Source organism: Nitrincola lacisaponensis, assembly GCF_000691225.1.
GTDB lineage: Bacteria > Pseudomonadota > Gammaproteobacteria > Pseudomonadales > Balneatricaceae > Nitrincola > Nitrincola lacisaponensis.
Window position 1 is genome coordinate 136,039 of record NZ_JMSZ01000032.1, and the last position, 25,307, is coordinate 161,345.

The following is a 25,307-nucleotide window of genomic DNA, read 5'->3' on the forward strand; positions in this document are numbered from 1 at the left end:
TGCCCCCTAGGGTTCTGATTAAGCAATGATATTTTGCCATGTCCGGTAGGTATCGATTTAGGAACTGAATCTCTAATAGCCACTATGTTGGGTTAAGAGAACAAGCACGATACCGGGTATTTTTTGGAGAAGTCGAATAATGAAAAAAAACCTGCCAGTTACACAGATAGAGGAAGATTATTCAAGTAATGCTAATATACTCTCTACTACAAATCTTAAAGGTGCAATCACTTATGTGAATGAAGATTTCATTCGTATCAGTGGCTTTACGGAACATGAGCTGATAGGTAATAACCATAACATGGTGCGGCATCCAGATATGCCACCAGCAGCTTTTGAGCAGTTATGGAACACTGTCAAGGCTGGCCAATCCTGGATGGGGATGGTTAAAAATCGTTGCAAAAATGGAAATCATTACTGGGTTGATGCGTATGTGACGCCTATCAAAAAAAACGGATCAGTAGCGGAGTATCAATCCATCCGGCGTAAGCCAGATAGGAAATTTATTGAGCGTGCCGAAAAAATATATCCAGAGCTTATGGATGGTAAAAGTCCCCGGAAGCTCAGAAAAAATTTACCTTTTATACCTAAGGTCCTGTTGTGGTTAATAGTCCCGGTTGTTACTTTTTTAGGCGCGTCCTTAATTTTTGATAGCCAATCTGTTCAACTGCCAGTAGCTTTGTTTGGCATAGTTTTGGCTCTTGTCGGTCAGGCATTTTCTTTAAGACCACTGAATTCGGTAATAAAAGTATCAAACAAGGTTATTGATAACCCGGTTGCACGTTATATATACACCGGAAGAAATGATGAAATTGGCCAAGTGCTTTTGGCAATTAAAGCTTTAGAGTCAGAAACTGCCGGACTTATCGGTAGAATAGCTGATTCTGCGAATATTATGATGAATAACTCGAGCAGCCTCGGAGTTGCTGTTGAGCAATCTAGGTCTGGTGTTGAAAAGCAGTTTGCAGAAACTGATCAGGTTGCCGCAGCTATAAATGAAATGTCTGCAAGTATTCAAGAAGTGGCTGGAAACGCACAAAGCACAGCTATTTCAGCTGAGGAAGGTAGAAAGCAGGCAGGCAATGGTCGAAAAATTGTTGAAGAAACGGTTTCATCAATAAAGTCTTTAAGAGATGAAATTATTGAAGCAGGTAAAATTATTGATGAGGTCAAAACAAGTAGTAATGAAATTTCTACAGTCCTTGATGTGATCAATGCGATTGCAGAACAAACGAACCTTCTTGCCTTAAATGCAGCCATAGAAGCGGCACGCGCCGGGGAAGCCGGGCGAGGTTTTGCTGTTGTTGCTGATGAAGTTCGTTCACTTGCCAGTAGAACAAGAACATCTACCGAAGAAATCAGGACTATGATTGATCAGCTTCAATCAAATTCCACTAGAGCAGTTGAGGCAATGAATGCGGGAAGAACTCGAACAGAACAGAGTGTAGGTAAGGGTAGTGAAGCTGTAGAGTCCCTTAATGCGATCTGGATTGCTATTGAAAATATAAACGATATGAGTACTCAAATAGCTGCTGCTGTGGAAGAGCAAAGTGCTGTCGCAGATGAAATAAATAGAAGTGTTGTTTTGATCCGGGATATGTCAGAGCAGAATTTAGCTGCAGTGACTACAAGTGCAGATGCCAGTGATAATGTTTTAGGTGTAGCCACAGGATTCACTGAACTGGCAGATCAATTCTGGTCAAAACAAGGAAAAGAATACAGAGTATAGTCCTAGGAAGCCAATATTCACAGGCCTCACTAATCCTTTCGATCTGAGTCTCGAGGTAGATGTGCAGCACTGACAACGAGAGGTTGCAGTGCTGGGCCAGAGCGGTTGGTTACCCCGGTAATCCCTCATCCGAATAAACACACACGTTCCAGTCGGCTGCCAGGCCATCATCAGCCAGGCAGTAACGCTCGAAGAAGCCGCTGATTTCATCGCGTTGGCAATGGGTTTCGAAGCTTTGCATATCTTTCCAGATTTCATGGAATACGATGGGAAAGCTGGTGCCTTCGGCGAAGGGGCTTTGGATCTGGCGGGTGACGATGTATTGAATGCAGCCGTCTTCGCGAAGTGTGTTAGGTTCCAGAGATTGCAGTACGCGAAAGAGTTCTGCTTCTTTGCCTGCTTTAGGCAGGAATTGAGCAGTGCAGTAGACTTTGGATGACATGTGAGGTCCTCTGTGTTGATAGACGCCTGCTGGGGAGCAGGCGTGGTCGTTAGATGTTCAATTTACTGCAGGTCTACCAATTCGACTCGACGGTTGAGCTGTCGTCCGGCTTCATCCCGGTTGCTGGCAATCGGTGCCATCATGCCAGCCCCTGCGGCCTGGAGTCGGGATGCCTGGATGCCATGCTGTGTTTCGAGGTAGGCCTTGACGGCTTCAGCGCGACCAGAAGAGAGGCGCAGGTTGTAATCAAAGCTGCCCTGGCTGTCAGTATGACCCACGACCAGTAGGCGCAGATCGGGTTGTTGCTGTAATAGCTTGGCAATTTCATTCAGTGTTTCGGCTGACTCTGGCAAGATTTCGGTGCTGTCAAATGCAAAGTGCAACTGCTGTAGGGCAACGTGTCCTTGTGTGGTCAGGCTTTGGCTCAATTCATTGGCTTTGAGTGGGTGGTGTTCCATGGCATCGTTCATGGTGGTTGATGTCACCACATCGAGCACAATGATAGGTAAATTTGTCAGATTGGGCACCATGATCGCAATGCTGGCGAGGATGCTGCCATCCTGTGAACGAGCCAGCAGGTAGCTGGTATCAGACTCTGATCGTTGAGTTGGCAGTCGAAGGTTCGGGCCCGATGGCAATATCTCATATCGGCCCATAAAATTGATGCCTTTACGATTATCCAGCTCATCGTCCTGACCACGTCCTTGAAAGAGGATTTCAAAACCGGCGCGTTCGAGTGACTGTTGATAACTTCTGTAAATACGCAAAGTGGGAGTGGGTTCCGTGAATCGGTACAGAATGCGTAGATGCTCACCTTCCGCCGTTATGGATTCTTCATAGCCTTGATTTCTGATGTGAATGCCGGCCGGAAATCTGTACTCGGCATACTCATCGACTTTTTGCCAGGCGATATAGGCACCAGCAATGCGTTCTATCAGTGGGTGGTCGCCCGATCCTTCGACGTCTTCGTGGCTTAGTGCGGGGCTTGCCAGTGCCATGAGTGAAAGAATGGCGAATACTTTAAGCAGGTTCAAAAGATTAACTCCCTATTAGCTTTTGATAAAACACCAGATCCAGCCAGCGATCAAACTTGTAGCCTACTTGTGGCAGGCGACCGGTTTCCTGAAAGCCGAGGGACTGGTGGAGTGAGATGCTGGCTGTATTGTCAGCATCGATAGCGCCTATCATACAGTGGTACTGTTGCGATTGGGCGCGTGTGATGAGGGCCTGCAGCAGGATTTTGCCGAGTCCTTGTCCTCGGGCATCGGGGTGCAGGTAGATCGAGTGCTCTACGGTGGTGTTAAAGGCCGGGTAAGGGCGGAAGCGGCCATAGCTGGCAAATCCGAGTAGCTGGCCTTGTGTATCAACGGCACCGATCACCGGCAGGTTGAGCGCGTGTTTATCGGCAAACCAGCGGTCAATGGTCTGACGGTCCCGGGGCTGGTATTCATAGAGTGCGGTGGTGTTGAGGATGGCGTCGTTAAAAATGGTCAGAATGGTGTCACCGTGCAGGTCATTCTGGCAGTCAATCAGTTGCATGGCGGGTGCTTCCTCTTGTGCTGAGTGCCTCTGCTGTGTGATAGGTGTCAGGCGGCAAGTCCATGCCGTATAGGGCTGTGGTCGGCAAGTCTCGACCAGTTCTGTGGTTCATCATAAGCCAAGTGTTTGTTTCTTTGTAGCGTTTTTGTTGGTCTGGGTTTTGCTTGGATGTTAGCGACGGAGAGCCGCTTGTGTATGCGGTCTGTCCAGGAAGCCCATGTCTGAACAGGAGGATAGCAGATGAAAATTGATCAGACACATGTGAATCAGGCGCGTACAGGACATCCCGACAGCAGTTCACGGGTAAACAAGTTAACCGCATCTGCCGGTTTTGGCGATCTGCTGGAGCAGATGCTACAACCACCACCTCAGCAGCGTGAGTATCCCTCGGCGACCTTGCCGGATGCTGAAGAGCAGTCGAATCTGACAGATGAAGCGAAACTGGAGCAGCAGCGTGAAGCGGTACGGGAGCAGTTGCTGGCGTTGCTGGATATGACGCCTGCTGAGCGTATCCGTTTTATGTATTTGCAGTCCAAGGGGTTAACGGAAGAGCAGTTGGCTGATCTGCCGCCTGAAGAGCGTGAGCGTATTGAAGAAGAGATCAAGGCTGAGATACGCCGTCAGATTGGCGGAGATGATCCAATACTGTCCTGAAGGATTCTCGGATGACAAGCAGACAGGGTTCGCGGATAATACCGCTCCATGATTAATCACGCCGCGTTACTCCAGTCTGCCCGTCAATCACTTGCTGAAGTCTTTGGCTTTAGTCAGTTTCGCCCACCACAGGAAGAGGTGGTGAGTACCCTGTTGTCCGGTCAGGATGCGTTGGTGGTGATGCCGACAGGTGGCGGTAAGTCGTTGTGTTATCAGCTGCCCTCTCTGGTTCGTAGCGGTACGGGTATTGTGGTGTCGCCGCTGATCGCGTTGATGCAGGATCAGGTGAGCGCACTGTCTCAGTTGGGCATTCGGGCGGGCTGCCTGAATTCATCCATTCCGTTGGAGCAGTTGCAGGCGACGGAACAGCAGTTGCTGACCGGGCAGTTGGATTTGCTCTATGTCGCGCCTGAACGTCTGTTGCAACCCCGAACCCTGAATCTGTTACAGCGCACGGAAATTGCGTTGTTTGCGATAGACGAAGCGCATTGTGTGTCTCAGTGGGGGCATGATTTCCGTCCGGAGTATATGCAGCTGGATCAGCTGGCATCGCTGTTTCCCGGAGTGCCTCGGGTGGCCTTAACGGCAACTGCCGATGCGCGGACGCGAGATGAAATCGTGGCACGTTTGGCGCTCACCAATGCACGCTTGTTTGTGCAGGGGTTTGACCGTCCGAATATTCGTTACCGCATAGGGCAGAAGGAGAAGGCACGCGAGCAGCTGTTGCGTTTTATCCGCAGTGAGCATGAGCAGGATGTTGGCGTGGTCTATTGCCTGTCACGCAAGCGGGTGGAGGAAACGGCTGCCTGGCTGTGTGACAAGGGGTTTAATGCCTTGCCCTATCATGCCGGGCTGTCTGCGGAGTTACGTCAGCATCACCAGCACCGTTTTTTGACTGAAGAACCGATTATTATGGTGGCGACCATTGCGTTTGGCATGGGGATCGATAAGCCCAATGTCCGCTTTGTGGCACACTTTGATCTGCCGCGCTCGATTGAGGCCTATTATCAGGAAACCGGACGTGCCGGGCGTGATGGGCTGCCCGCTGATGCCTGGATGGTGTATGGCCTTCAGGATGTGCTGTTTCTGCGGCAGATGCTGGAAAGCTCTCAGGCCGAAGACCGCTATAAACAGGTTGAGCGTCAGAAGCTTGAGGCGATGCTGGGGTTGTGTGAGATCACCACCTGTCGGCGTCAGGTGTTGCTGAGTTATTTTGGCGAACCGGATCATCCCCCCTGTGGTAATTGTGATACCTGTCTGGAACCTGTGCCGGTCTGGGATGGTACCGAAGCGGCACGAAAAGCCCTGTCGGCGGTGTATCGCAGCGGTCAGCGTTTTGGTGTCAATCATGTGGTGGATATTCTGCTGGGCCAGGAAACGGAGAAGGTGCTGCAGAATCAGCATCAGCGCCTGAGTACGTTTGGGATTGGCAAAGAGCTGGATCGGAATCAGTGGCGTTCGGTATTTCGGCAGTTGGTGGCGCGTGGTTATCTGCGTGTTGATGCGGAAGGGCACGGGGTGCTGTTGTTGAACGACAGTTGTCGGGCGGTGCTGCGGGGTGATGAGTCCTTGCAGTTGCGCAAAGACCCGCGTGTGCCTTCAGGTAAGGGGCACACTGATTTTCGCAGTGCTGCACGGCGTGATCGTACTAATCCGGCGATGCGTCGTCTGGACCCCGCCGAGGAACGCTTGTGGGAAGATTTACGCGCGCTGCGTAAACGTCTGGCACAGGAGCAGGATGTTCCGCCCTATGTTATTTTCCATGATGCGACCCTGATGGAAATGGTGCTGTACCGGCCTCAGACAGAGCAGCAAATGCGCAGTCTCAGCGGCATAGGTGAGCGCAAGTTTGATCTGTATGGTGAGGCTTTTCTGGATCTGATTGAAGAGCATCAGACAGCACCGGGCCAGTGGGTCAGACCCGCCTGATGGAAGTCGGTTTACTGGCGCTGTTTGTCAGCGCATTTATCTCGGCAACCCTGTTGCCCGGCGGCTCGGAAGCGCTGTTGGCCTGGATGGTACACCAGGGTGAATATCCTGTTGCTCAACTGATTGCCAGTGCGACCCTCGGGAATGTGCTGGGCAGCCTTGTAACCTTTGGTATGGGGGCCTTGCTCCGGCTGCGCTATCCGCTGAAAACACTGGATAAGCCGCAACATCAGCGTGCAAAACGCTGGATTGAGCAGTATGGCGCGGTGGCGTTGATAATGGCCTGGTTGCCGATTGTGGGTGATCCGTTGTGTTTTGTGGCCGGTTGGCTTGGGGTGCGCGTTAGCCTCAGTATCGTCTGTATCGCGCTGGGCAAGTTATTGCGTTATCTTGTGGTGGCTGGTCTGTTTATGTAAGAGAGGCGTTTAGAAGGAACCTGGCCGTGACCCGACGCGAGTTCTTCAGTCTGTTACGTACCTTGCTGCTGATGCTGCTGGTGGCGGTGTTGCTGTTGAATATCTGGTTTTCCCAGACGCGCGATGAGCATTGGCAGGAACCGGTAACCGCCTGGATCTATCCGATCAATGCCGATGGCAACTCAATGACCCAGGCCTGGATTGATCAGCTGACTGATCAGCACTTTGAGGATATGGAGCGCTTCTTTGATCGTGAAGCACGACGCTACCGACTGGGGTTGGAGCGCCCCATCCATCTACGCCTGGCGGCGCAAATTGAAGCCATTCCGCCTGATATTCCATTGGAACCCAGCATTGTTGATGCGGTGATCTGGGCATTAAAGATGCGTTACTGGGTCTGGCGCCATGATGATACCCCGCGAGAACCCAGAGCCATTCGCATATTTATTCGTTTCTATGCCGAGGATAATCCGGGCCCCATGCAGCACTCACTGGGATTGCAGAAGGGTCTGATCGGTCTGGTGAATGGTTTTGCCGGTGAGGAGCATGCTGGTCGTAATAATCTGGTGGCTGCGCATGAGTTGCTGCATACCCTGGGCGCCACCGACAAGTATGATATGGACACCCTGGAACCCATCTGGCCGGATGGCTATGCTGACCCCACGCAATACCCGCTCTATCCACAAACCCGTGCAGAGATCATGAGTGGTCGTCTGCAGGTATCGCCCGGCTGGCTGATGCTGCCGCCAAATCTGGATCATGCCGTGATCGGACCGGCCACCGCAATCGAGATTAACTGGCTGGCCGCGCCTCCCTGAATACACATCTCCCGCCTTGCGGTTTCCCGGCTCTTGTGCTTTAGTCGTATATGCAAGACGTAGACGATGCAAGTAACTGAATAACAATAATATTATTAGGGATATATCATGTTGAGTCGTGTTGCGAAACCTTTCGTGCGCTTGGTCGAGCGCTATCTTCCCGATCCATATATTTTCGTGCTGCTGCTGACACTGGTTGCTTTTGCTGCCGCCATTCTGGTTGAAAGCAAAACACCTATGGAGGTGGTGCAGATATGGGGCAACGGCTTCTGGGGGCTGTTGACCTTCTCGATGCAGATGCTGCTGGTGTTGTTGACCGGTTTTATGCTGGCCAGTACACCCTTGATCAAAGCGGGTCTGGTCAGAATTGCCACCCTGGCAAGTACTCCGGGTCAGGCCATTATATTGGTTACCCTGGTATCGCTGGCAGCCAGCTGGATTAACTGGGGTTTTGGCTTGGTAATCGGTGCCTTGTTTGCGCGTCAGTTGGCACGTGTGATTCGGGTGGATTACCGTTTGCTGGTAGCCAGTGCCTATTCCGGTTTCATTGTCTGGCATGGCGGATTGGCGGGTTCTGTGCCGCTGACTATCGCCACACCGGGTCACTTTACTGAAAATCAGATCGGCGTCATTGGCACGGGTGATACGATTTTTGCGTTTTTCAATCTGGCGATTGTGATCAGTTTGTTTATCGTCGTGCCTCTGGTCAACCGCTTGATGATGCCGGATGAAAAGGACAGTGTGTATGTTGATCCGGCCAGGCTTGAAGATGAAGTTGAAACGCAGGTGGAGATTACCCGTCCGGCTGACCATCTGGAAAACAGTCGCATCCTCGCGTGGCTGGTTGGTTTTGGCGGGCTTGCCTGGTTGGTGCAGTATTTCGTCAACAGTGGCACTTTGAACCTGAATGTGGTGAATTTCACCTTCCTGTTTCTGGCGATCATTCTGCACCAGACGCCACGCCGCTTGCTGAACTGTCTGCAGGAAGCGATCAAGGGCGGGGCCGGGATAGTGATTCAGTTCCCGTTCTATGCTGGCATTATGGCGATTATGGTGCAATCCGGTCTGGCGCAAACCATTTCGTCTGGCTTTGTTGCTATTGCCACAGAAACCAGTTTGCCTTTCTGGACCTTTATCAGTGCCGGATTGTTGAACATCTTTGTGCCATCGGGTGGTGGTCAGTGGGCGGTACAGGCACCGGTAATGCTACCTGCGGCTGAAGCGCTGGGTGCCGATGTGGCACGTGTGGCGATGGCCGTAGCCTGGGGGGATGCCTGGACTAACCTGTTGCAGCCTTTCTGGGCGTTGCCCATGCTGGCAATTGCCGGACTGAAGGCCAAGGATATTATGGGTTTCTGCCTGGTACAGCTATTTATCACCGGCACCATTATCAGTATTGGGCTGGTATTTCTCTAGGCGAGCCATAGCGCGCCGTGCAACGTCTTGTACCGGATGATCCGGCCTTGGGCTGGATCATCCCGGATTCCGACCGTTATACTCAGATATTCATGATGAAATAACTTCCAGGAGGTCCCGTTTCATGGGAATGACACGTCGCGATTTTATGTTGCGAAGCGCTATGGGGGCAGGTGTTGCGTTGCTGTCCGGGTGTAAAACACCTTTGATCAGTGAACCTCGCCTGATGAATCCCTGTGCGACGCACCTGCCTCCTGAACTGGCAGGACACCCGCTGGTGATGCAGGCCTGGGAAGGCCTGAACCCGGATCTTGTCTGGGATGCACATGTGCATTTGGCGGGTATCGGTGACAGTGACAGCGGTATCGAAGTGTCGCGGCGAATGATGAGTCCGGTGTTTCCGGCACAATATGTACAACGTTTGTTCTACATGAATGCGGGGTGTGTGCATAAAGCAGATGATTCGGTGGATTTGAGTTATGTGGCACGTATTCATAACCTGATGAAGTATATGCCGGAAGGTTTTCGGGTGATGCTGTTTGCCTTTGACCGGACCTACACCCCACAGGGTGAACCACGTCCGGATGCCACGGCCCTTTATGTGCCTAACCAGTATGCCCGTGACGTGGCACGTACCCTCACGGGGCGTGCAGAATGGGTGTGCTCGGTGCATCCCTATCGTGAGGATGCGATTGAGGCACTTGAATGGGCCCAGGCTGAGGGTGCACGTGCGGTCAAATGGTTGCCGCCTGCAATGGGTATTGATCCATCATCGCCTCGCTGTGCCGATTTTTATGATGCGCTGGTACGCCTGAGACTTCCGCTGATTACCCATGTGGGCGAAGAGCTGGCTGTTGTTGGCGCAGGACGACCGGTGTGGGGAAATCCACTCAAGTTGCGTCCGGCACTGGATAGGGGCGTCACGGTGGTCATGGCTCACTGCGCCAGTATCGGTGAGGATATCGATCTGGACAAGGGTGAGGATGGCCCGAGAGTTGAAAGCTTCTCGTTGTTTCGTCGCTTGATGCAGGAATCACATTACCACGGCATTTTGTATGGCGATATTTCTGCAGTCACTCAGCGCAATCGACCGGATGAAGTGATGCAGGAGCTGCTGGAGAGGGAAGAGTGGCAGGATCGTTTATTGTTTGGCTCAGACTATCCCTTGCCGGGAGTATTGCCGCTGACATCACCTGTGCTTTTGGCGCGTTCAGGGCTGCTGGACCCGGAGGCAGTACATACCATTACAGAGTTGCGTCGCTACAACCCGATTCTGTTCGATTTTGTGCTGAAACGTCACCTCAGCAGCCGTGGTCAACAATTCAGCAAACAGGTTTTTGAAACGAGACGGGTGTTTGATTCGGCGCTTCAGGCTGCGGGGTGAAAGAATTTACTACGTTTTTTTTAAATTAGGGATTACTATTCAGGATAAGCCTGTCAGGCGATTACCATAAAAAACAAGTATATTAAGGTTATCCTATGAATACATCCCTCACTCTCCGGGTACGTATTTTCCTGATCGTGCTGCTTGCTCTTGTGGGCATAGTGGCATTGACGATTACTTCCCTGATGTCGACAAAGCGTGATCTGACCCAGGGCCGCATGGAGGTCATTCAGTCCATTGTGGAGTCGGCATACAGCATCGCTGAGCATTTTTATGCACTGGAACAAAGTGGAGTCATGACGCGTCAGGAAGCGCAGGATGCAGCAGGGGCGATGTTCCTCGCGGGTCGCTATGGCGGTGCGGATGGCAAGGCAGAGTATGTGTATGCCTGGACACTGGAAGGTGTCGGCGTTGCTCATGTCAATCCGGCATTCAAGGGCCGCAACATGTTTAACGAGATCCGCGATGGTCAGGGCCGCTATACCCTGCAGGATATCGTGGCAGCCTTGAGAGCCCAGCCTTCAGGTGCCTTCGTGGATACCGAGTTTCCGCGTCCGGGTTCAACGCTTGCTGTTGAGAAGCTGCAATACGCCAAAATCTTTCAGCCCTGGGGCTGGTTTATCGGGACAGGTATCTATATGGATGACCTGGCTGCAGATCTGCGTCGGGAAATGTTGAAAGATGGTCTGGTTGCACTGCTGATTCTGGTACTGATCGGTGTGTCTGGTTATCTGATCGCCCTGAGTATTCTGCGTCAGGTAGGTGGCGAGCCCGCATTGGCGATAGATCTGATGTCGCGTGCGGCCAAGGGTGATCTGACGATCCGTATTGACAATGCACCTCCCGGTAGCCTGTTGGCCGGACTGGAGATGATGGTGACGTCAATCCGGGCAACGGTCACCGAGATACGTAACGAGTCCAAGAATGTGCATAATAATGCCAATACCATCAATCAGGCAGCGGCTGATGTTGCACGGGCCGCCAATGATGAGGCTGAGGCGATTACGTCCATGGCGGCTGCGATTGAAGAGATGACGGTCAGTATCAGTCATATCTCTGAGAGCGCCCGGGAAACAGAAGAAAATTCACGCTTTGCAGCTGAAATGGCGCAGCAGGGGGTGTCGCAGGTCAGTTCTGCCAGTAATGAAATCAACAAAATTGCAGATATGGTTAAAAAGGCCTCCAGTAAAGTGGGAGACTTGAATGCCAATGCCAGTCGTATCTCTTCAATCGCCAGTGTGATTCGTGAAATTGCCGAGCAGACCAATCTGTTGGCGTTGAATGCGGCAATTGAGGCTGCGCGTGCCGGTGATCAGGGTAGAGGTTTTGCCGTGGTAGCGGATGAGGTGCGTACCTTGGCGGCACGGACCGCGACTGCGACCAGTGACATTGAAAAAATGATTGAAGGTGTACTCACGGGTACAGCGCAAGTGGTCGACACCATGGAAGCGGCCTTGCCACAGGTGGAGGCCGGTGTTGTGGCAACTGAGTCAGCCAGTGCGTTGCTGGCGCAAATCCGTCAGGGTGCGGAGTCAACACTGGTGAGTGTGACCGGTGTGGCCAACTCGACTCAGGAGCAGACGCTGGCGAGCAGCAGTATTGCCGAGAAGGTTGATCATATAGCGCAGATGATGGAAATCACCAGTGGCGCCATGCGCTCAACAGCCGAGAGTGCGAAAGAGCTGAATAACATTGCTTCTGAGCTTAATGGCATGGTGAGCCGCTTTAAGTGCTAAATAGATGCGGTTAATTCAACAGCAGGCTATACTAGTGCCCCTCTGTTGAATTAACCCCTTTCCGGAACACCCATGACCAGCGTCACCGATACTGAAGAAGCACGTAAGCTCAAAACACGTCAGAACAAACTGCAAAAACGCCTGAGGCGTGAGATGGGGCAGGCGATTGAAACCTTCAACATGATTGAAGAAGGTGACAAGGTCATGGTCTGTCTGTCTGGTGGCAAGGACTCCTTTGTCATGCTGGACATCCTCATGAATCTGCAGAAGAGTGCACCGATTCAGTTTGAGCTGGTGGCTGTCAATCTGGATCAGAAGCAGCCGGGTTTCCCTGAGCATGTGTTACCTGAATATCTCACCGAGCTGGGTGTGCCGTTTCATATTGTCGAACGCGACACCTATTCCGTGGTCAAGTCTGTCGTGCCGGAAGGTAAGACGACCTGTGCACTCTGTTCGCGGTTGCGTCGCGGTACGCTGTATGGTTTTGCCGAGCAAATAGGGGCGAATAAAATTGCCCTGGGACATCACCGGGACGATATTCTGGAAACTTTCTTCCTGAACATGTTTTATGGTGGCAAGCTGAAGTCCATGCCGCCCAAGCTGGTGTCGGATGATGGCAAAAATATGGTGATCCGGCCGTTGGCCTATGCGCGTGAAAAGGATATTGCCGCCTACGCCGAACTGCGCGGCTTTCCGATTATTCCGTGCAATCTGTGTGGCTCCCAGGAAAATCTGCAGCGTCAGGTTATCAAGGAGATGCTGCAAGGCTGGGATAAAACCCACCCAGGGCGTATCGAAACCATGTTCCGTTCTCTGTGCAATGTTGTGCCTTCACATCTGGCAGATGCCGAGTTGTTTGATTTCAAAAATCTGCAATTGGGCTATGCGCATGGCATCGTCGATGATGAAGATGATCTGCCCAGCCACCCGAAAGCAGCTGTGCAGATGATGGAGCGCATTGATATTTTGTCGTTGTGAGCAAATCAGGCGACGTTGTGGTAAATGTTCTGCACGTCGTCCAGGTCGTTCAGCAGGTCGATAAACCGTTCAAACATGGGCTGATCTTCCGGGCTGATTTCCGTGGAGGTTTGTGCCAGGAATTGAATGGCATCCGCTTCATAGTCGATTTCGCCAAACGCGGCAGCCAGGGCTTGTTTGGCATTGGCGTATTCGGTGTGCGGCGCGAAGACTGTGATCATGCCATCTTCATTCTCAATGTCGGTGACATCAACGTCGGCCATCATCAGTGCTTCCAGTACCGCTTCTTCATCATCACCCTTGAATGCCAGAATGGCACAGTGATCAAACATGTGGCTGACACTGCCTTGCGTACCGATCTTGCACTTAGTTTTGGTGAAGCAGTGGCGCACGTCTCCAAAGGTACGGTTGGGGTTATCGGTCAGGCACTCAACGATCACCATGCAGTTGCCAGGACCAAAGCCCTCATACCGGGCGACAGAAAAGTCTTCACCGCCACTGCCTTTGGCTTTGTCGAGAGCTTTGTCGATCACGTGAGCGGGTACCTGATCTTTTTTGGCGCGCTCAATCATGCCACGCAGTGTCAGGTTACCAGCCGGGTCTGTACCCCCGGATTTGGCACACACGTAAATTTCGCGGGCATATTTGCTGTAGACTTTGGTTTTCTGATCGGCCGTTTTGGCCATGGATTCTTTGCGGTTCTGGTAGGCGCGACCCATATGGAGAGTCCTGTTTGGTTGCTATCGGGTTAAAAAAATTAGCCCAATTTTACGCATAAACGCAAAATTGGGCTATTGAATTTTAACTCGGTATCAGAAGCGGTCTGCGCGGAATGGTTGCATATCGATCGCTGTTTTTTCACCATCCATCATTTCACCCAGCAGGCGACCTGTGGCGGGCCCCAAGGTGAAGCCCTGATGGCCGTGACCAAATGCCAGCCACAACCCCGGATGCTTTGGTGCCGGACCGATAATCGGTTTCATATCGGGCAAGCAAGGGCGTGCACCTTTCCACGGCTGCTCTTCTACTCTGCCACCAAACGGGAAGAGTTTGCGACCTTCTTTTTCCGCTTTGTCCAACTGCCCGTATGAGGGAGGAGCATCCAGATTGGCCAGCTCTGCACCCGTAGTCAGGCGTATGCCGTTTTTCATCGGTTCCAGCAGGTAACCTTTTTCGGCATCCATCAACCAGTAATCCAGGCGTGCTTTTACATCTGGCTGGCGGTAGTGCATGTGGTAACCGCGTTTTACAAACAGCGGGAAGTTGTAGTTCAGTGGTGCCAGGAACTGTTGTGACCAGGGGCCCAGCGCGACAACAACCTCCGGAGCTTCATGATCACCGCGACTGGTGCTCACTTTCCAGCCATCACCTTGTTGCTCCAGACCTTTCAGCTCTGCTTCCAGGAATTCACCACCAGCTGCTTCGAAGGCACGGGCATAAGACTGCACCAGGTCACCAGGTGACTCTACGGTCCAGGAGTTCAGCCAGTGAATGGCTCCGCAGATTTCCTGAGACAGGCCGGGCTGGATTTCATCCAGTTGTGCACGATCCAGCAGGCGGGACTCCACACCATAACGGGTATTGTGCTGTGCTTCTTTCCAACGCTGGGCCAGTTCTGATTCGGTGCGATAGAGTTCCAGCCAGCCTTTTTTCTGGATCAACGGTTCAGCCCCCGAGGCTGCAATCATGGGCGCATGTTCTTGTGTGGACAGCGAAATGATAGAAGCATACTCCGGTACGATTTTGCTGTAACGGCCCGGAAACGAGTTCAGGTAGTAGCTCAGCAATGGGCTGGCAGCAGCTACCATGCCGGTAGGGCGGTAGCGGATATCAATACTGCGGTTGGGCAGTACACGTAACAGGGTTTTCAGGTCATGCGGGAAGGCATAGGGCTCAACAGCTTCACGCTGAATGATACCGGCATTGCCAAAAGAGGTTTCCAGACCCGGTGGGCGGCGGTCAATCAGTAAGACTTTACGACCACGCTGCAACAGGTGCCAGGCAACACTGACACCGACTATACCGGCTCCAACGACGATGGTTTCCCGCGACATTCTACTCTCCTGCTAAGGGCTTAAATTTGAGCACTCTTTGCATTCTAGCAGAAGATTTTTAATATCCTGTATAGCTGGAATATTAAAACGAAATTACGTCGTAAAGCTTAAAATATCAGAATTTACATCTGCTTTATGAGTTTGGTTTGGGTTTATTTTCTGCTTTATCTGTCTGTTAGTTTGATTTCGATCCGTCGGTTGCGCTGCAGTGCTGCGGCAGAGGTGCCGCTGTCTACAGGGTAAAACTCACCAAATCCAGCAGCTGCCATATGCTGCTGGGGGACTCCGCGTGATGCCAGGTAGCGGACTACGGATACAGCACGAGCGGTGGACAATTCCCAGTTGGAAGGGAATGCTGGCGTGTTGATGGGCACCCGGTCTGTATGGCCGTCCACACGCAGTATCCAGTCCAGATCGTCCGGAATGGTTGCCGAGATTTCCAGTAGCAGCGCGGCCAGTTTGTCCAGTTCAGCGCGTCCTTCAGGTCCCAGTTCAGCCGAACCTGAGGCAAAGAACAATTCCGAGGGCAGCAGGAAACGGTCGCCAACGATGCGAATGTTTTCATTGGCTTCAAGCAGGTCGCGCAGGCGGCCAAAGAATTCGGACTGATAGCGTTCCAGCTGGTTTACGCGCTCTGCCAAGGCACGGTTCAAGCGCTGACCCAGACCGGCAATTTCGACATCACGTTCGGCAACCAGTGCTTCTTGCAGCTGCAGTGCTGCACTGATCTGTTGCAGCTGCTGCTGAAGCGCATCAATGCGTTGAGTCAGTTGCAGAATGAAGTCCTGCTGGGCGGCAGTCAGTTCCTGCTCTTCTTTCAGAGCTGTTTCCCGTTCCGAGGCACTGGCTGTCAGGCCGGCAATACGTGCTTCCTGGTCATCTGCCAGGGTACGCAGTTGCATGAAGGCTGTACGCTCCTGTTCCAGCTGTGCTTCCAGTTCGGCTGCCCGGCTGGCAATTTGTTGCTGGGCCTGTTCCGATTCGCTGAGATCACCCAGCAAACTGTCCAGTGCCTGTTGCATGGCTTCTTCACGTGACAGGCTTTGTTGGTAGGCACTTTGCAGGCTGGTGAGTTCAGCCGCGAGCTGTTCGCTACGTTGTTCTTCCAGCATCAGCAGGCGAGAAATCTCATTCAAACGACTGCTCAGGCTGGCGAGTTCAGAATCCCGGTCAGAGAGTGCCTGCGACAGATACAGCTGGGTGACCATATAGATCATCAGCATAAAGATGACCAGCATCAACAGGGCTGACAGGGCGTCGACATAGCCTGGCCAGGCGTTGATTTGGCTGCGTTGACGGCGAGCAGAACCCAGCATCAGTGTTTATCCTGTTCTGCCAGTTTAGCGGCCAGTTCTGCGTTTTCTTCTCGCAGACGTTCCAGTTCGCGCAGGGTATCCATGCCTGAAATTTCATAGTCCCAGTCATCAGTCAGTACGGGAGGTGCTTTTCCTTCCTGATTGGCTTTTTCGACCAGGTGGGTGACACCGGTTAACCACTCTTCCAGGCCGTCATAGAAACGGTTTTGGGCATGACCCGCCTGGATATCCAGAAAGCCCAGTAATAGCGAGCCACCCAGGCCCAACAGTGAAGAGCTGAAGGCGGTGCCCATGCCTTCCAGTGGAGTCAGTAGTCCTGACTGCAGGTTAGCGAAGACATCGGCAAAATTGCTCTGCTGCATATCCAGATTGATGATGACCTGGCCAACAGCGTTGATGGTACCGAGCAGGCCCCAAAAGGTACCCAGCAGGCCCAGAAAAATCAGCAGACTGATGAAGTAGCGGGTGATTTCGCGTTGTTCATCCAGGCGTGTACGTATGCCATCCAGCACTGTGCGCAGTGACAGGGCCGACAGGGAAAATTTATCGCGTTTGTAGTCTTCACCCAGTTGACGGGCCAGGGGTTTGAGCAGGCGAGGTTCCTGAGTGACTGACAAACCCATGCGTCCGGTACGGAACTGGGCAACCCAGCGAATTTCCGGGAACAGCATGAACACTTGTCGATAGGTAATACCGATGCCGATCAGTAACACACAGAGGATCAGCGCATTAAAAACCCAGTTGGCCATGAAGGCCGTTTGCAAGGGGGCATAAATTAATACGCAAATTGCCGCGACTACCCCCAGAAACAGTGTCATCCAGAACAGCGTGTGCTTGGGATTGCTCATCGTTACCACCAGCTCATGAATCGGATTCAGTCAATCCAGATCATCCATGACTCGACGCCGGGTGTAAAGGGGAGGGCATAAAAAATCGGGATGAAGTGTCCTGAGGACAAATCAACCCGTATTTCAGAGGTTAATTAAAGGCTTGTCCGGGTTTTACACCCAGTTTTTTCAATATAATGACCAGCGGACAGAAGCCAGTGAAGGCGGTTTGTAACATGTTCGCGCCGACAAAGGCCGTGAACAGCAACCACCAGGGGCTGACCCAGTGAGCCAGGGCCAGGCTGATCAGAATAAAACTGCCTGCGAATGCAAACACCATACGATCCAGGGTCATGTTGTGCTCCAAAAATGTTCGCCACCATAGTGTGGCAAAGGTCTTGTATATGTTTCATCTAATATAAGTTAAGTCTAATGTTTTGTCCAGATACAGATGTTCGATACACTCAGAAGGCGTGATATGCAATCGATACCCAGATCAGAATTCTATGCCGGCGTGAAAGCGACTTTGCCGCTGATTGTCGGTGCCATCCCCTTTGGTATTATTTTCGGGACATTGGCAGAAACCAGTGGCTTGTCTGCCTGGGGTGCCATGGCGATGTCTGTGTTTGTCTATGCAGGTTCGAGTCAGTTTATTGCGCTGGGGCTGCTGGCTGCCGGAGCGGCGTTGCCGATTATTATCCTGACAACCTTTGTCGTGAACTTGCGGCATCTGTTGTATGCCGCCAACCTGGTTCCCAAGACCGGGCATCTGCCGTTGCGCTGGCGGGTCATGATGGCCTTTGGTTTAACCGATGAAACCTTTGCTGCAGTCAGTAATCGTTTTTTGCGTGAATCATCTCACAGCACAGCACACTGGTTTTATTTGGGTTCGTTCCTGGCAATGTATGGCAACTGGATACTGTGTACTTTCATCGGCATTGTGTTGGGCGGGCTGTTTCCCGACATGACGGATTGGGGCCTGGATTTTGCCATGTCAGTCACCTTTATCGGTATGGTGGTGCCGTATTTGACCAATCGGCCTATGTGGGGAGCGGTACTGGTGGCAGGTGCAATGGCCGTCGCAACAGCCTTTATGCCACATAAGCTGGGTCTGATTGTTGCCGCGCTCTGTGGTATTGCCGTCGGACTTTCATTGAGTCTGCGACAGTCACAACGTACCAAAACGCTTCAGGAGGCCGAGTGATGCAGGAAGTTTACTTGATACTGGGCATGTTTCTGGTGACGTTTGGCGTACGTTTTGTGCTGTTTGCGGTGGCTGGGCGAGCACATTTTCCCGTCTGGTTAAATCATGCGTTGGGTTTTGTACCGCCTGCTGTTCTCACTGCCATCATAGTACCGGCAGTGCTGATGCCTGAAGGTGAAATCTGGTTCAGCTGGCGTAACCCCTGGCTATTGGCGGGGGCGTGTGCCTTTGTCATCGCGCTGGTGCGCAAGGACTTGATGACGACAATTGTGGCAGGCATGTTTATTTTTATGCTGCTACGCTTTGTGGTGGGGCTTTAATACTGGACAGATGTGTACACATAGATGATTATCCACTGTAGCGAGGATGGCTCCTGACTTAAAACTTCTTTTTGTTCCTTCACAGTAAGTATCGAGTAAATGGAAAATTACCTGTCGATAGATGGTTTGAGTGACTTGACTCTGCTTCAGGAAACCGCCGGGTCTGAGCTCTGGCTGGCCAGATCAGGTCAGGAGTCTGTCGTATTAAAGCGCAGCAAGCGCGTTATTCCTGGTGTTTCTCATGCAGATATGTTGCGTGGTGAGTACGATCAGGCACAACAATGCGTGCACCCAAAACTTATCTCCGTGCGGGGTATTGCCAGCTGGAATGAAAACCCAATACTGGTGCGTGAATACTTTGAAGGATTGCCCCTCGATCAGCGTGTAGTACAGCAGCCTTTGTCTGAAATCCGGTTTCTGCACCTTGCCGTCACTCTGTGTGAAACGTTGCAGGCCATTCATCAGGCGGGTTTTATTCATGCCCAGTTGGCTCCGGAGCATATTCTGGTCAGTGAAGGACTGGATGATTTTCGTGTCATCGGACTGGGACGGGTTCAGCCAATTACGCAGACAGGACCCATTCAGAACACTTTCCTCCCTGAACAATCACCCTATCAAGCCCCAGAACAACATCCCCACTCAGGAGTACAGGTCGATGAACGCAGTGATATCTACTCGCTGGGTGCCATATTTTATCTGATGCTGACAGGCAAACCGGCGTCAGGTATTCCAACTGATTTTCCGGATTCCATGGATGCTGAACTCTGTCGACGCTTTCCTGACCGGTCTGCAGTGCTGTGGCGTATTATCGCCAAAATGCTTGCTTCTGATCGGTGTCAGCGTTATCCGTCCATGGATGCGGTGCTTGTCGATTTAAATATTTGCTTGCAGCATGCTGTGGCTGATCGCGCATTGCCTGATTTTGAACTCGACCATGTCAGTGAAATCAACCGTTTATTCAGCCAGGGTGAACACTATGGCCGTGATGCAGAGCGCGAGGCTTTAATCAAGGTCTTGCAGCAGTCGGCCGGGCAGGCGTTCAGCTGTGCATTGGTGCAAGGAGTGTCCGGTATCGGCAAGTCCAGCCTGGTGAATGCAGTACAACAGGCAATGTCTGATCAGTGCCGTTGCATACAGATCAAGTATGATCAGTATGCGTCTAACAGCCCGCTGGATGGTTTGTTTTCAGCCTTGCAGCAATTGTTACGCCAGTTGCTCTCTGAGTCATCTGACTCGTTGCAGCAATGGGGTGAAACCTTTCGTCAAGTGATGGGGGATGACGCTGCATTGTTGCTGGAGGCGATTCCTGAACTGACCTTGTTCATCGGCCTGCCTCCTGAGGTGGCGGCATTGCCAGCAGCGGATGCCAAAGTGCGCTTGTACCGCTTGCTGACCCGTTTCGTACAAACGCTGGCCAGTACAGAGCATCCGTTGTGCCTTTTCCTGGATGACTGCCAATGGGCGGATGCCGCAACATTGGAGTGGCTGGAAAGTGCGCTCCATGAGCTGCATTCGGTCGTGGTAATTTTCGCTTTTCGTGATGATGAAGAACACCAAAGTTGTATGTTGGCAGGTTTTCTGCAGCGCCTGCGTAAACAAGAGGTGATTCAGCAAGAAATTTCATTGGCACCTCTGACGACCAGTGTGGTCGCAGAGCGACTGGTTTATCACTTTAAGTTACCATCTGAGGCAGCAACCACCCTGGCAGATATGCTGGTGGAAAAAACCCAGGGCAATCCCTTCTACATGGCAGAATATCTGCGTCAGTGCCAGCGACATCATCTGCTCTGGTTTGATCAGCAAGCCTTGGTCTGGAAACTGGATTTGGACCAGCAAGCAGCCATACCGGTCAGCGAGAATGTTGTTCAATTACTGGCAGAGCGTTTGACCTTTCTGGCTGACGAGGTGCAGCAGGTGCTGAGTATGGCCGCCTGTATCGGCAATCGTTTTAATGTCGAATTGCTGCATCGTTTGCTGCCCTCTATAGATCTGGAGCAGGCGCTGTTGTCTGCGCAAACCGGCGGTTGGCTGGTGAGTCAGGTAAGTGCTCAGGGTGTTGAGTATTGTTTTCCGCATGACCGTATTCAACAGGCTGCCTACGGTCTGATGGATAAAATCAGGCTTCAGCAGGCTCACCTGTCAATCGCTGAGTGTCTGGAGCAAAGTGAAGATCTGGATGCCCGGTTGTTGGAGTGCGTGTATCACTACAACGCGGCCCTGGAGCAGATCAATCAGGCCGATCAGCTGATTCAGGTGGGTCGACTGAACAGGCGTGCTTCGATGGCAGCTAAAGCCAATGGTGATTTTGCACTGGCGCTCCAGTTGGTGATTCAGGCGATGCGTTTGTTGTCGGGAAAATCTCCGGAAGCTGCCTTGACGGCGGAAATCCTGAAAGAACGTGCCGAGTGTGAGCATCTCTGCGGGTATCAGGCCGCTGCCTTGCATTACTACCAACAGGCATTGACGGTCTGCAGGGATGCACGGCAGCGAACCCGAATTTATGAATTGTTGATCAAATTTCATACGGATTATGGCGATTTTCAGCAGGCATTTGAGACTGGCAGAGAAGCATTGCAGAAGCTGGATTTCAGTATCCCGGATGGGTTCAGTGTCATCAATTTTGCAGTGGACTATCTGTATCTCAAACGAAAATTACAGCATCTCAGCATTGAAGATTTGCTGGGTCTCCCGGATGCAGAGGACCCGGGTGTGTGTGACCAGATACTGCTACTCTCGGCCATGCAAAAAGCGGCCTATCAGATACGTCCAGAACTTTGTGTTGCTCTGGCTGCCAAGCAGGTGCGTTTATGCCTTAAACATGGCAATACCTGTGAGGCTGTGGTCGGATATATGGTATTCGGGGTTATATTCGTCGGTGGCGTTCGGGGCCATGCTCACGCTGGTTGTGAGTATGGACGCTTGTCCCTGGCGATGTTGGAGCGTTATCACAATCAGATGCAGAGTGCTGAAGTACCCTTTGTATATGGCTACTTTGCTCACTCCTGGCTGCACCCTGCCAGTGATACCGAGCGTTATTGGCAGCGTGCTTTCGAGCAGGGGCTGAAAATTGGTGACTGGTTTCATGCCGGATGTGCTGCAGCCGGTATCTTGCAGAGTCAGTTGATGCGTGGACATCCACTGGAGCAGATCCTGCAGCAATGTGATCAGTTTCAGGTGGTGTTGCAGCGCATTGGTGCATCTGAACATGAGCAGACCCTTGAGGGGATTCGCCAGGCGATACTGAACCTGCGCCATCCTTCAGCGACGTTACCGGTATTCAATCGACAGGGGTTTGACGAAAAAGCGTTTTTGCAGCGTCTGGAGCAATTCGGCTCACGGCATTTTGCCCATCTGTATTTCATCAACAAGATGTGGGTCCTGTATAGCCAGGGATATTACGAAGATGCAGCCAGTCTGGCGTTGAAAAGCCAGAGCTATTTGAAAGACAGTCAGGGCATGTTACATGGTGCTGAACATTGCTTTTTACATGCATTGATTCTGGCTAAAACCTTGCGTCCCAACACGGGACTGGTGATGCATCGTAAGCATTTACGCATCAAACGTTATGCCCGGCAGCTTCAACGCTGGGCAGATCAGTGTCCGGATAACTTCCTGGATCGGGCGCAGTTGGTGCAGGGAGAGCTTCATCGGCTTGCGGGCCGCTCCTGGGAAGCACTGTCTTGCTATCAGGATGCCTGCAAAAGTGCTGAATTTAATGGTCATCTCAATCTGCAAATACTTGCACATCAATTAATGGAGACGCTCTATACCACTATGGGACAGCGTCTTGCCGCCAGATCGCATCAGGCAGAACGCAAGCGCTTGTCAGAAAAGTGGGGTATTGATAACCGCTATTTGCAGGATCCAATACAGGCTGATCAATTTGATCTTGATAGTCTGGCCCAGGCTGTTGAGGTGATCAGCCAGGAGCGCCGTTTGCCCAGGTTGCTGGAAACCTTGATGAGCATTCTGCTTCAAAACACTCTGGCTCAGCGCTGTGTACTGATGCTGCATGAAGATCAGCAGTATCGTATACAGGCGGAGTCACGCCGGAGCGGGGCTGATACTCAGGTTATGCAGAATCAGCTCTATGATCAGACGGCTGATCTGCCTCATCGAATCATCAATTACGTGCTGTCATCCCAGGAAGCCATTTTGCTGGATGATGCCTGCCATTATGCGGTGTTTGAGAAAGACCCGTATCTGAGCCGATACCAGGTGCTGTCAGTAATCTGCATGCCGTTAGTGATTCAAGGTCAACTGAAAGGGCTGATTTACCTTGAGAGTGATACAGCGGCAGGTGTGTTTACCCAGAATCGTTTTGTCATGCTGCGTTATCTGGGCACTCAGATTGCTATCTCGATTGACAATGCACTGGTGTATCAGAAACTGGAGCAGAAGGTCAGTGAACGCACCCAGGATATTGAACAGCAGAAACAGGAATTACAGAGCCAATATGACACGATTCGTCATCTGAATCAGCGGCTCACCGAAGAGAATGATGAGCGCAAACTGGCAGAGCAAAAACTGCAGCAAGCCAATCAACAGCTTCAAGTCCTGGCTACAACCGATGGCTTGACCGGGCTCAGTAACCGTCGTCATTTTAATCAGGTATTGCAGCAGCAGTATCACTATTGCAAACGGCTAGGATTGCCCTTGGCTTTGTTGATTTGTGATCTGGACGAATTTAAAGCCTATAACGATCATTACGGTCATCAGACGGGTGACGACTGTTTGATCGCTGTCGCTGAGTGTTTCAAGTCGGTGGTTAAGCGTCCAGGTGATCTGGTAGCACGTTATGGTGGTGAAGAGTTTGCAGTGATTTTGCCCGCAACTGACGCTGAAGGAGCACAGTATATCGCCGAACAGATTCATCAGGCTGTGAATCAATGCGCTATTCCCCATGCGGTATCTTCTGTTGTGTCTCAAGTGACCATGAGTATCGGGTTGTATGTCGGACCGGGTGCAAGCATTGAGCAGTTAATTCTGCGGGCAGACAAAGCGCTGTATCAAGCTAAGAGTGCCGGTAAAAGTCGCACCTGTGAATATAGAAATTAATGCTTATATACTGAAAATCCTGAACTGTAGAGGAGAGCGTCATGATGTTAATCTGGAGCAAGCGGGCTGTCCCGCTGATGTTGATGGCATCGCTGAGTGTCACTGCACTGGCAGACGTAAATCCCTTTGCGGTGAATGATGGTCTGATCCCGGATGCTTCAGCCTATCAGGGGCCGTTGTTTCGTTTTAACTATGATTACCCTTCTGCTGTTCCTGAACCGGTTGATATGCCCTGGCGTCAGGTTTTACAGGGTGAGCCGCTGAGCAAGGCCAAAGCACATGATTATGTGTTGACGTTAAAGCAATTCGTTGAAGATCCGATGCGGATATTTGTGACCCAACCCCAGGTCTGGAATCAACATCCCCAAACAGGCTGGTACAGCATGCTGTGGGCCGGGGAGGCGATCCCGGTAACAGGATGGGAAGGGCGTGATGCGATTTATGGCACCTATACCGGGCAGATTCAGGCTGCATCGGTATATGCTGAGTCAGGTTTGACCGTGGATGTGCGTAACCATGCGGCCATTTACTACAATGAAACTGCCGCCCTGGCTCTGGGGCGTGTATGGCAGGACTGTGATGCCGCTACATCGGTGTGTGAACCCAGCCTGGCGTCGGGTGAAGCTCAGTTTCCGGAAGGTTCCGTGATTATCAAGGCTGCTGCAGCTACAGCAACTCCCGAGGAGTGGCCGGTACTGGAAGGGGCGGCAACCTGGCAGATTTACCGCCGCCCCTTTAATGCACAGGGTACGATCCCGGATCAGCCACCGGTTGTGACCGATGTGCGTGTTGCCATCTTTGATATTATTGTGAAAGACAGTGTTGCAGCACCGGAAACGGGTTGGGTTTTCTCGACGCTGGTCTATGATAAAGATGCTGAAGGCGAGGATGCCTGGGACAGAATGGTCCCATTGGGGGCGATGTGGGGACTGGACCCGGATGTTAACTCTGCACTGCACCCGCAGCAGCCTCTGCAACAAACCTATATCAACCCGGATGCACCGGCCTATGCCACTGTCACCCTCGGTTATGGCGGGCGTCTGTCAGGGCCTTTCGATATAGCCGTCAAACACAATGTTCTGGTGGACGGGCTACCAGTCGAGTCTCTGCGCAGTTCTTCCTGTATGAGTTGTCACGGTACGGTCGCGTATTTACCCGGTAGTGACAGAATGCTGACCTATTTTTATCCTGCCAAGCCACCGATCAGCTCACCGCTGAACATGTATACACCGGGCTCTACCGAGTGGAATGCCTGGTTTACCAATCGTTGGGGCGACCAGCCGCAAACGGACGAAGCCGGAGCCATTGCGCTGGATTACAGTACGTTTTTGGAGATGGTGCTGATGAATTTTGCTTCGCAACAGCAGAAACTGCAGGCGGACTTTGATCCGGAGACCTATGATGCTTTCTGGGAGAAGCGACGTCAGCGGATTCATGCATTCCGGCATTGAGACGCATTTAAAAAACAATATGTCGACAAGTTGCTG

21 protein-coding genes are annotated in these 25,307 nt (G+C 51.9%); 13 read left to right on the forward strand and 8 right to left on the reverse strand.

The genetic code is table 11. The features are described from left to right. The first annotated feature begins 139 nt into the window (after positions 1-139). Positions 140-1,729 carry a methyl-accepting chemotaxis protein gene (locus ADINL_RS10675; protein WP_036547606.1) on the forward strand — a complete coding sequence of 530 codons (1,590 nt, stop codon included), beginning with the start codon at positions 140-142 and terminating at the stop codon, positions 1,727-1,729. 109 nt (positions 1,730-1,838) lie between these two features. Here ADINL_RS10675 and ADINL_RS10680 read toward each other — a convergent pair whose 3' ends face one another. The 3 genes from ADINL_RS10680 to ADINL_RS10690 all read right to left on the reverse strand — a co-directional run bounded on the left by ADINL_RS10680 (position 1,839) and on the right by ADINL_RS10690 (position 3,710). Continuing rightward, positions 1,839-2,171, reverse strand: coding sequence for a putative quinol monooxygenase (locus tag ADINL_RS10680; RefSeq protein WP_036547608.1), 333 nt, complete (start codon positions 2,169-2,171; stop codon positions 1,839-1,841). Between the two features lie 62 nt (positions 2,172-2,233). Then, complete coding sequence (locus ADINL_RS10685) at positions 2,234-3,205, reverse strand: OmpA family protein (protein WP_036547611.1); 972 nt, start codon at positions 3,203-3,205, stop codon at positions 2,234-2,236. Positions 3,206-3,209: 4 nt separating this feature from the next. Further along, complete coding sequence (locus ADINL_RS10690) at positions 3,210-3,710, reverse strand: GNAT family N-acetyltransferase (protein WP_036547613.1); 501 nt, start codon at positions 3,708-3,710, stop codon at positions 3,210-3,212. Positions 3,711-3,950: 240 nt separating this feature from the next. Between ADINL_RS10690 and ADINL_RS16020 the strand changes: the two genes are divergently transcribed. From ADINL_RS16020 to ttcA, 8 genes are all read left to right on the forward strand, one after another. After that, positions 3,951-4,364 (forward strand): hypothetical protein, encoded by a 414-nt coding sequence (locus tag ADINL_RS16020; protein WP_051632730.1) that lies wholly within the window; start codon positions 3,951-3,953, stop codon positions 4,362-4,364. Positions 4,365-4,412: 48 nt separating this feature from the next. After that, on the forward strand, positions 4,413-6,293 hold the full coding sequence (gene recQ, locus ADINL_RS10700; protein ID WP_084154483.1) for a DNA helicase RecQ: 1,881 nt from the start codon (positions 4,413-4,415) through the stop codon (positions 6,291-6,293). Beyond that, entirely contained in the window at positions 6,293-6,709 is a 417-nt protein-coding gene (locus ADINL_RS10705) for a YqaA family protein (RefSeq protein ID WP_036548682.1), read from the forward strand. Before recQ ends, ADINL_RS10705 begins: the two co-directional genes overlap by 1 nt. Before the next feature lie 26 nt (positions 6,710-6,735). Beyond that, positions 6,736-7,527, forward strand: coding sequence for a hypothetical protein (locus ADINL_RS10710; RefSeq protein ID WP_051632731.1), 792 nt, complete (start codon positions 6,736-6,738; stop codon positions 7,525-7,527). Between the two features lie 108 nt (positions 7,528-7,635). Further along, positions 7,636-8,943 (forward strand): short-chain fatty acid transporter, encoded by a 1,308-nt coding sequence (locus ADINL_RS10715; protein ID WP_036547615.1) that lies wholly within the window; start codon positions 7,636-7,638, stop codon positions 8,941-8,943. Between the two features lie 124 nt (positions 8,944-9,067). After that, a complete protein-coding gene (locus tag ADINL_RS10720) occupies positions 9,068-10,327 on the forward strand; it encodes an amidohydrolase family protein (RefSeq protein ID WP_051632732.1) in 1,260 nt (419 codons plus the stop codon). A 95-nt stretch (positions 10,328-10,422) separates the two neighbouring features. Beyond that, positions 10,423-12,063, forward strand: a complete 1,641-nt coding sequence (locus ADINL_RS10725; protein ID WP_036547617.1) for a methyl-accepting chemotaxis protein — start codon at positions 10,423-10,425, stop codon at positions 12,061-12,063. A gap of 72 nt (positions 12,064-12,135) precedes the next feature. Then, positions 12,136-13,041 carry a tRNA 2-thiocytidine(32) synthetase TtcA gene (gene ttcA / locus ADINL_RS10730; protein ID WP_036547619.1) on the forward strand — a complete coding sequence of 302 codons (906 nt, stop codon included), beginning with the start codon at positions 12,136-12,138 and terminating at the stop codon, positions 13,039-13,041. Positions 13,042-13,046: 5 nt separating this feature from the next. On the opposite strand, the gene ADINL_RS10735 is transcribed toward ttcA, so the two are convergent. From ADINL_RS10735 to ADINL_RS10755, 5 genes are all read right to left on the reverse strand, one after another. Continuing rightward, a complete protein-coding gene (locus ADINL_RS10735; protein ID WP_036547623.1) occupies positions 13,047-13,760 on the reverse strand; it encodes a YebC/PmpR family DNA-binding transcriptional regulator in 714 nt (237 codons plus the stop codon). Positions 13,761-13,853: 93 nt separating this feature from the next. Next, positions 13,854-15,095: an NAD(P)/FAD-dependent oxidoreductase gene (locus ADINL_RS10740; protein ID WP_036547625.1), complete on the reverse strand. Its 1,242-nt coding sequence runs from the start codon at positions 15,093-15,095 to the stop codon at positions 13,854-13,856. Positions 15,096-15,259: 164 nt separating this feature from the next. Then, a complete protein-coding gene (locus ADINL_RS10745; protein ID WP_036547628.1) occupies positions 15,260-16,411 on the reverse strand; it encodes a peptidoglycan -binding protein in 1,152 nt (383 codons plus the stop codon). Further along, positions 16,411-17,259, reverse strand: a complete 849-nt coding sequence (locus ADINL_RS10750) for a hypothetical protein (protein WP_036547631.1) — start codon at positions 17,257-17,259, stop codon at positions 16,411-16,413. The genes ADINL_RS10745 and ADINL_RS10750 overlap by 1 nt, the downstream gene beginning before the upstream one ends. Positions 17,260-17,389: 130 nt before the next feature. Continuing rightward, the gene (locus tag ADINL_RS10755) at positions 17,390-17,593 is read right to left on the reverse strand and encodes a YgaP family membrane protein (RefSeq protein ID WP_036547634.1); all 204 of its coding nucleotides are present in this window, start codon (positions 17,591-17,593) and stop codon (positions 17,390-17,392) included. A gap of 123 nt (positions 17,594-17,716) precedes the next feature. Between ADINL_RS10755 and ADINL_RS10760 the strand changes: the two genes are divergently transcribed. From ADINL_RS10760 to ADINL_RS10775, 4 genes are all read left to right on the forward strand, one after another. Continuing rightward, positions 17,717-18,442 carry an AzlC family ABC transporter permease gene (locus tag ADINL_RS10760; RefSeq protein WP_036547637.1) on the forward strand — a complete coding sequence of 242 codons (726 nt, stop codon included), beginning with the start codon at positions 17,717-17,719 and terminating at the stop codon, positions 18,440-18,442. Further along, positions 18,442-18,762, forward strand: coding sequence for an AzlD domain-containing protein (locus ADINL_RS10765; RefSeq protein ID WP_036547640.1), 321 nt, complete (start codon positions 18,442-18,444; stop codon positions 18,760-18,762). The genes ADINL_RS10760 and ADINL_RS10765 overlap by 1 nt, the downstream gene beginning before the upstream one ends. Before the next feature lie 99 nt (positions 18,763-18,861). Beyond that, a complete protein-coding gene (locus tag ADINL_RS10770; protein ID WP_036547643.1) occupies positions 18,862-23,820 on the forward strand; it encodes a diguanylate cyclase domain-containing protein in 4,959 nt (1,652 codons plus the stop codon). Positions 23,821-23,861: 41 nt separating this feature from the next. Next, positions 23,862-25,271 carry a hypothetical protein gene (locus ADINL_RS10775; protein WP_036547646.1) on the forward strand — a complete coding sequence of 470 codons (1,410 nt, stop codon included), beginning with the start codon at positions 23,862-23,864 and terminating at the stop codon, positions 25,269-25,271. The last annotated feature ends 36 nt before the right edge of the window (positions 25,272-25,307 follow it).

Coding starts and splice junctions, on each gene's coding strand:
- ADINL_RS10675 (WP_036547606.1), top strand. CDS start 140: ATGAAAAAAAACCTGCCAGTTACACAGATAGAGGAAGATTATTCAAGT.
- ADINL_RS10680 (WP_036547608.1), bottom strand. CDS start 2,171: ATGTCATCCAAAGTCTACTGCACTGCTCAATTCCTGCCTAAAGCAGGC.
- ADINL_RS10690 (WP_036547613.1), bottom strand. CDS start 3,710: ATGCAACTGATTGACTGCCAGAATGACCTGCACGGTGACACCATTCTG.
- ADINL_RS16020 (WP_051632730.1), top strand. CDS start 3,951: ATGAAAATTGATCAGACACATGTGAATCAGGCGCGTACAGGACATCCC.
- recQ (WP_084154483.1), top strand. CDS start 4,413: ATGATTAATCACGCCGCGTTACTCCAGTCTGCCCGTCAATCACTTGCT.
- ADINL_RS10705 (WP_036548682.1), top strand. CDS start 6,293: ATGGAAGTCGGTTTACTGGCGCTGTTTGTCAGCGCATTTATCTCGGCA.
- ADINL_RS10715 (WP_036547615.1), top strand. CDS start 7,636: ATGTTGAGTCGTGTTGCGAAACCTTTCGTGCGCTTGGTCGAGCGCTAT.
- ADINL_RS10720 (WP_051632732.1), top strand. CDS start 9,068: ATGGGAATGACACGTCGCGATTTTATGTTGCGAAGCGCTATGGGGGCA.
- ADINL_RS10725 (WP_036547617.1), top strand. CDS start 10,423: ATGAATACATCCCTCACTCTCCGGGTACGTATTTTCCTGATCGTGCTG.
- ttcA (WP_036547619.1), top strand. CDS start 12,136: ATGACCAGCGTCACCGATACTGAAGAAGCACGTAAGCTCAAAACACGT.
- ADINL_RS10735 (WP_036547623.1), bottom strand. CDS start 13,760: ATGGGTCGCGCCTACCAGAACCGCAAAGAATCCATGGCCAAAACGGCC.
- ADINL_RS10740 (WP_036547625.1), bottom strand. CDS start 15,095: ATGTCGCGGGAAACCATCGTCGTTGGAGCCGGTATAGTCGGTGTCAGT.
- ADINL_RS10745 (WP_036547628.1), bottom strand. CDS start 16,411: ATGCTGGGTTCTGCTCGCCGTCAACGCAGCCAAATCAACGCCTGGCCA.
- ADINL_RS10750 (WP_036547631.1), bottom strand. CDS start 17,259: ATGAGCAATCCCAAGCACACGCTGTTCTGGATGACACTGTTTCTGGGG.
- ADINL_RS10755 (WP_036547634.1), bottom strand. CDS start 17,593: ATGACCCTGGATCGTATGGTGTTTGCATTCGCAGGCAGTTTTATTCTG.
- ADINL_RS10760 (WP_036547637.1), top strand. CDS start 17,717: ATGCAATCGATACCCAGATCAGAATTCTATGCCGGCGTGAAAGCGACT.
- ADINL_RS10765 (WP_036547640.1), top strand. CDS start 18,442: ATGCAGGAAGTTTACTTGATACTGGGCATGTTTCTGGTGACGTTTGGC.
- ADINL_RS10770 (WP_036547643.1), top strand. CDS start 18,862: ATGGAAAATTACCTGTCGATAGATGGTTTGAGTGACTTGACTCTGCTT.
- ADINL_RS10775 (WP_036547646.1), top strand. CDS start 23,862: ATGATGTTAATCTGGAGCAAGCGGGCTGTCCCGCTGATGTTGATGGCA.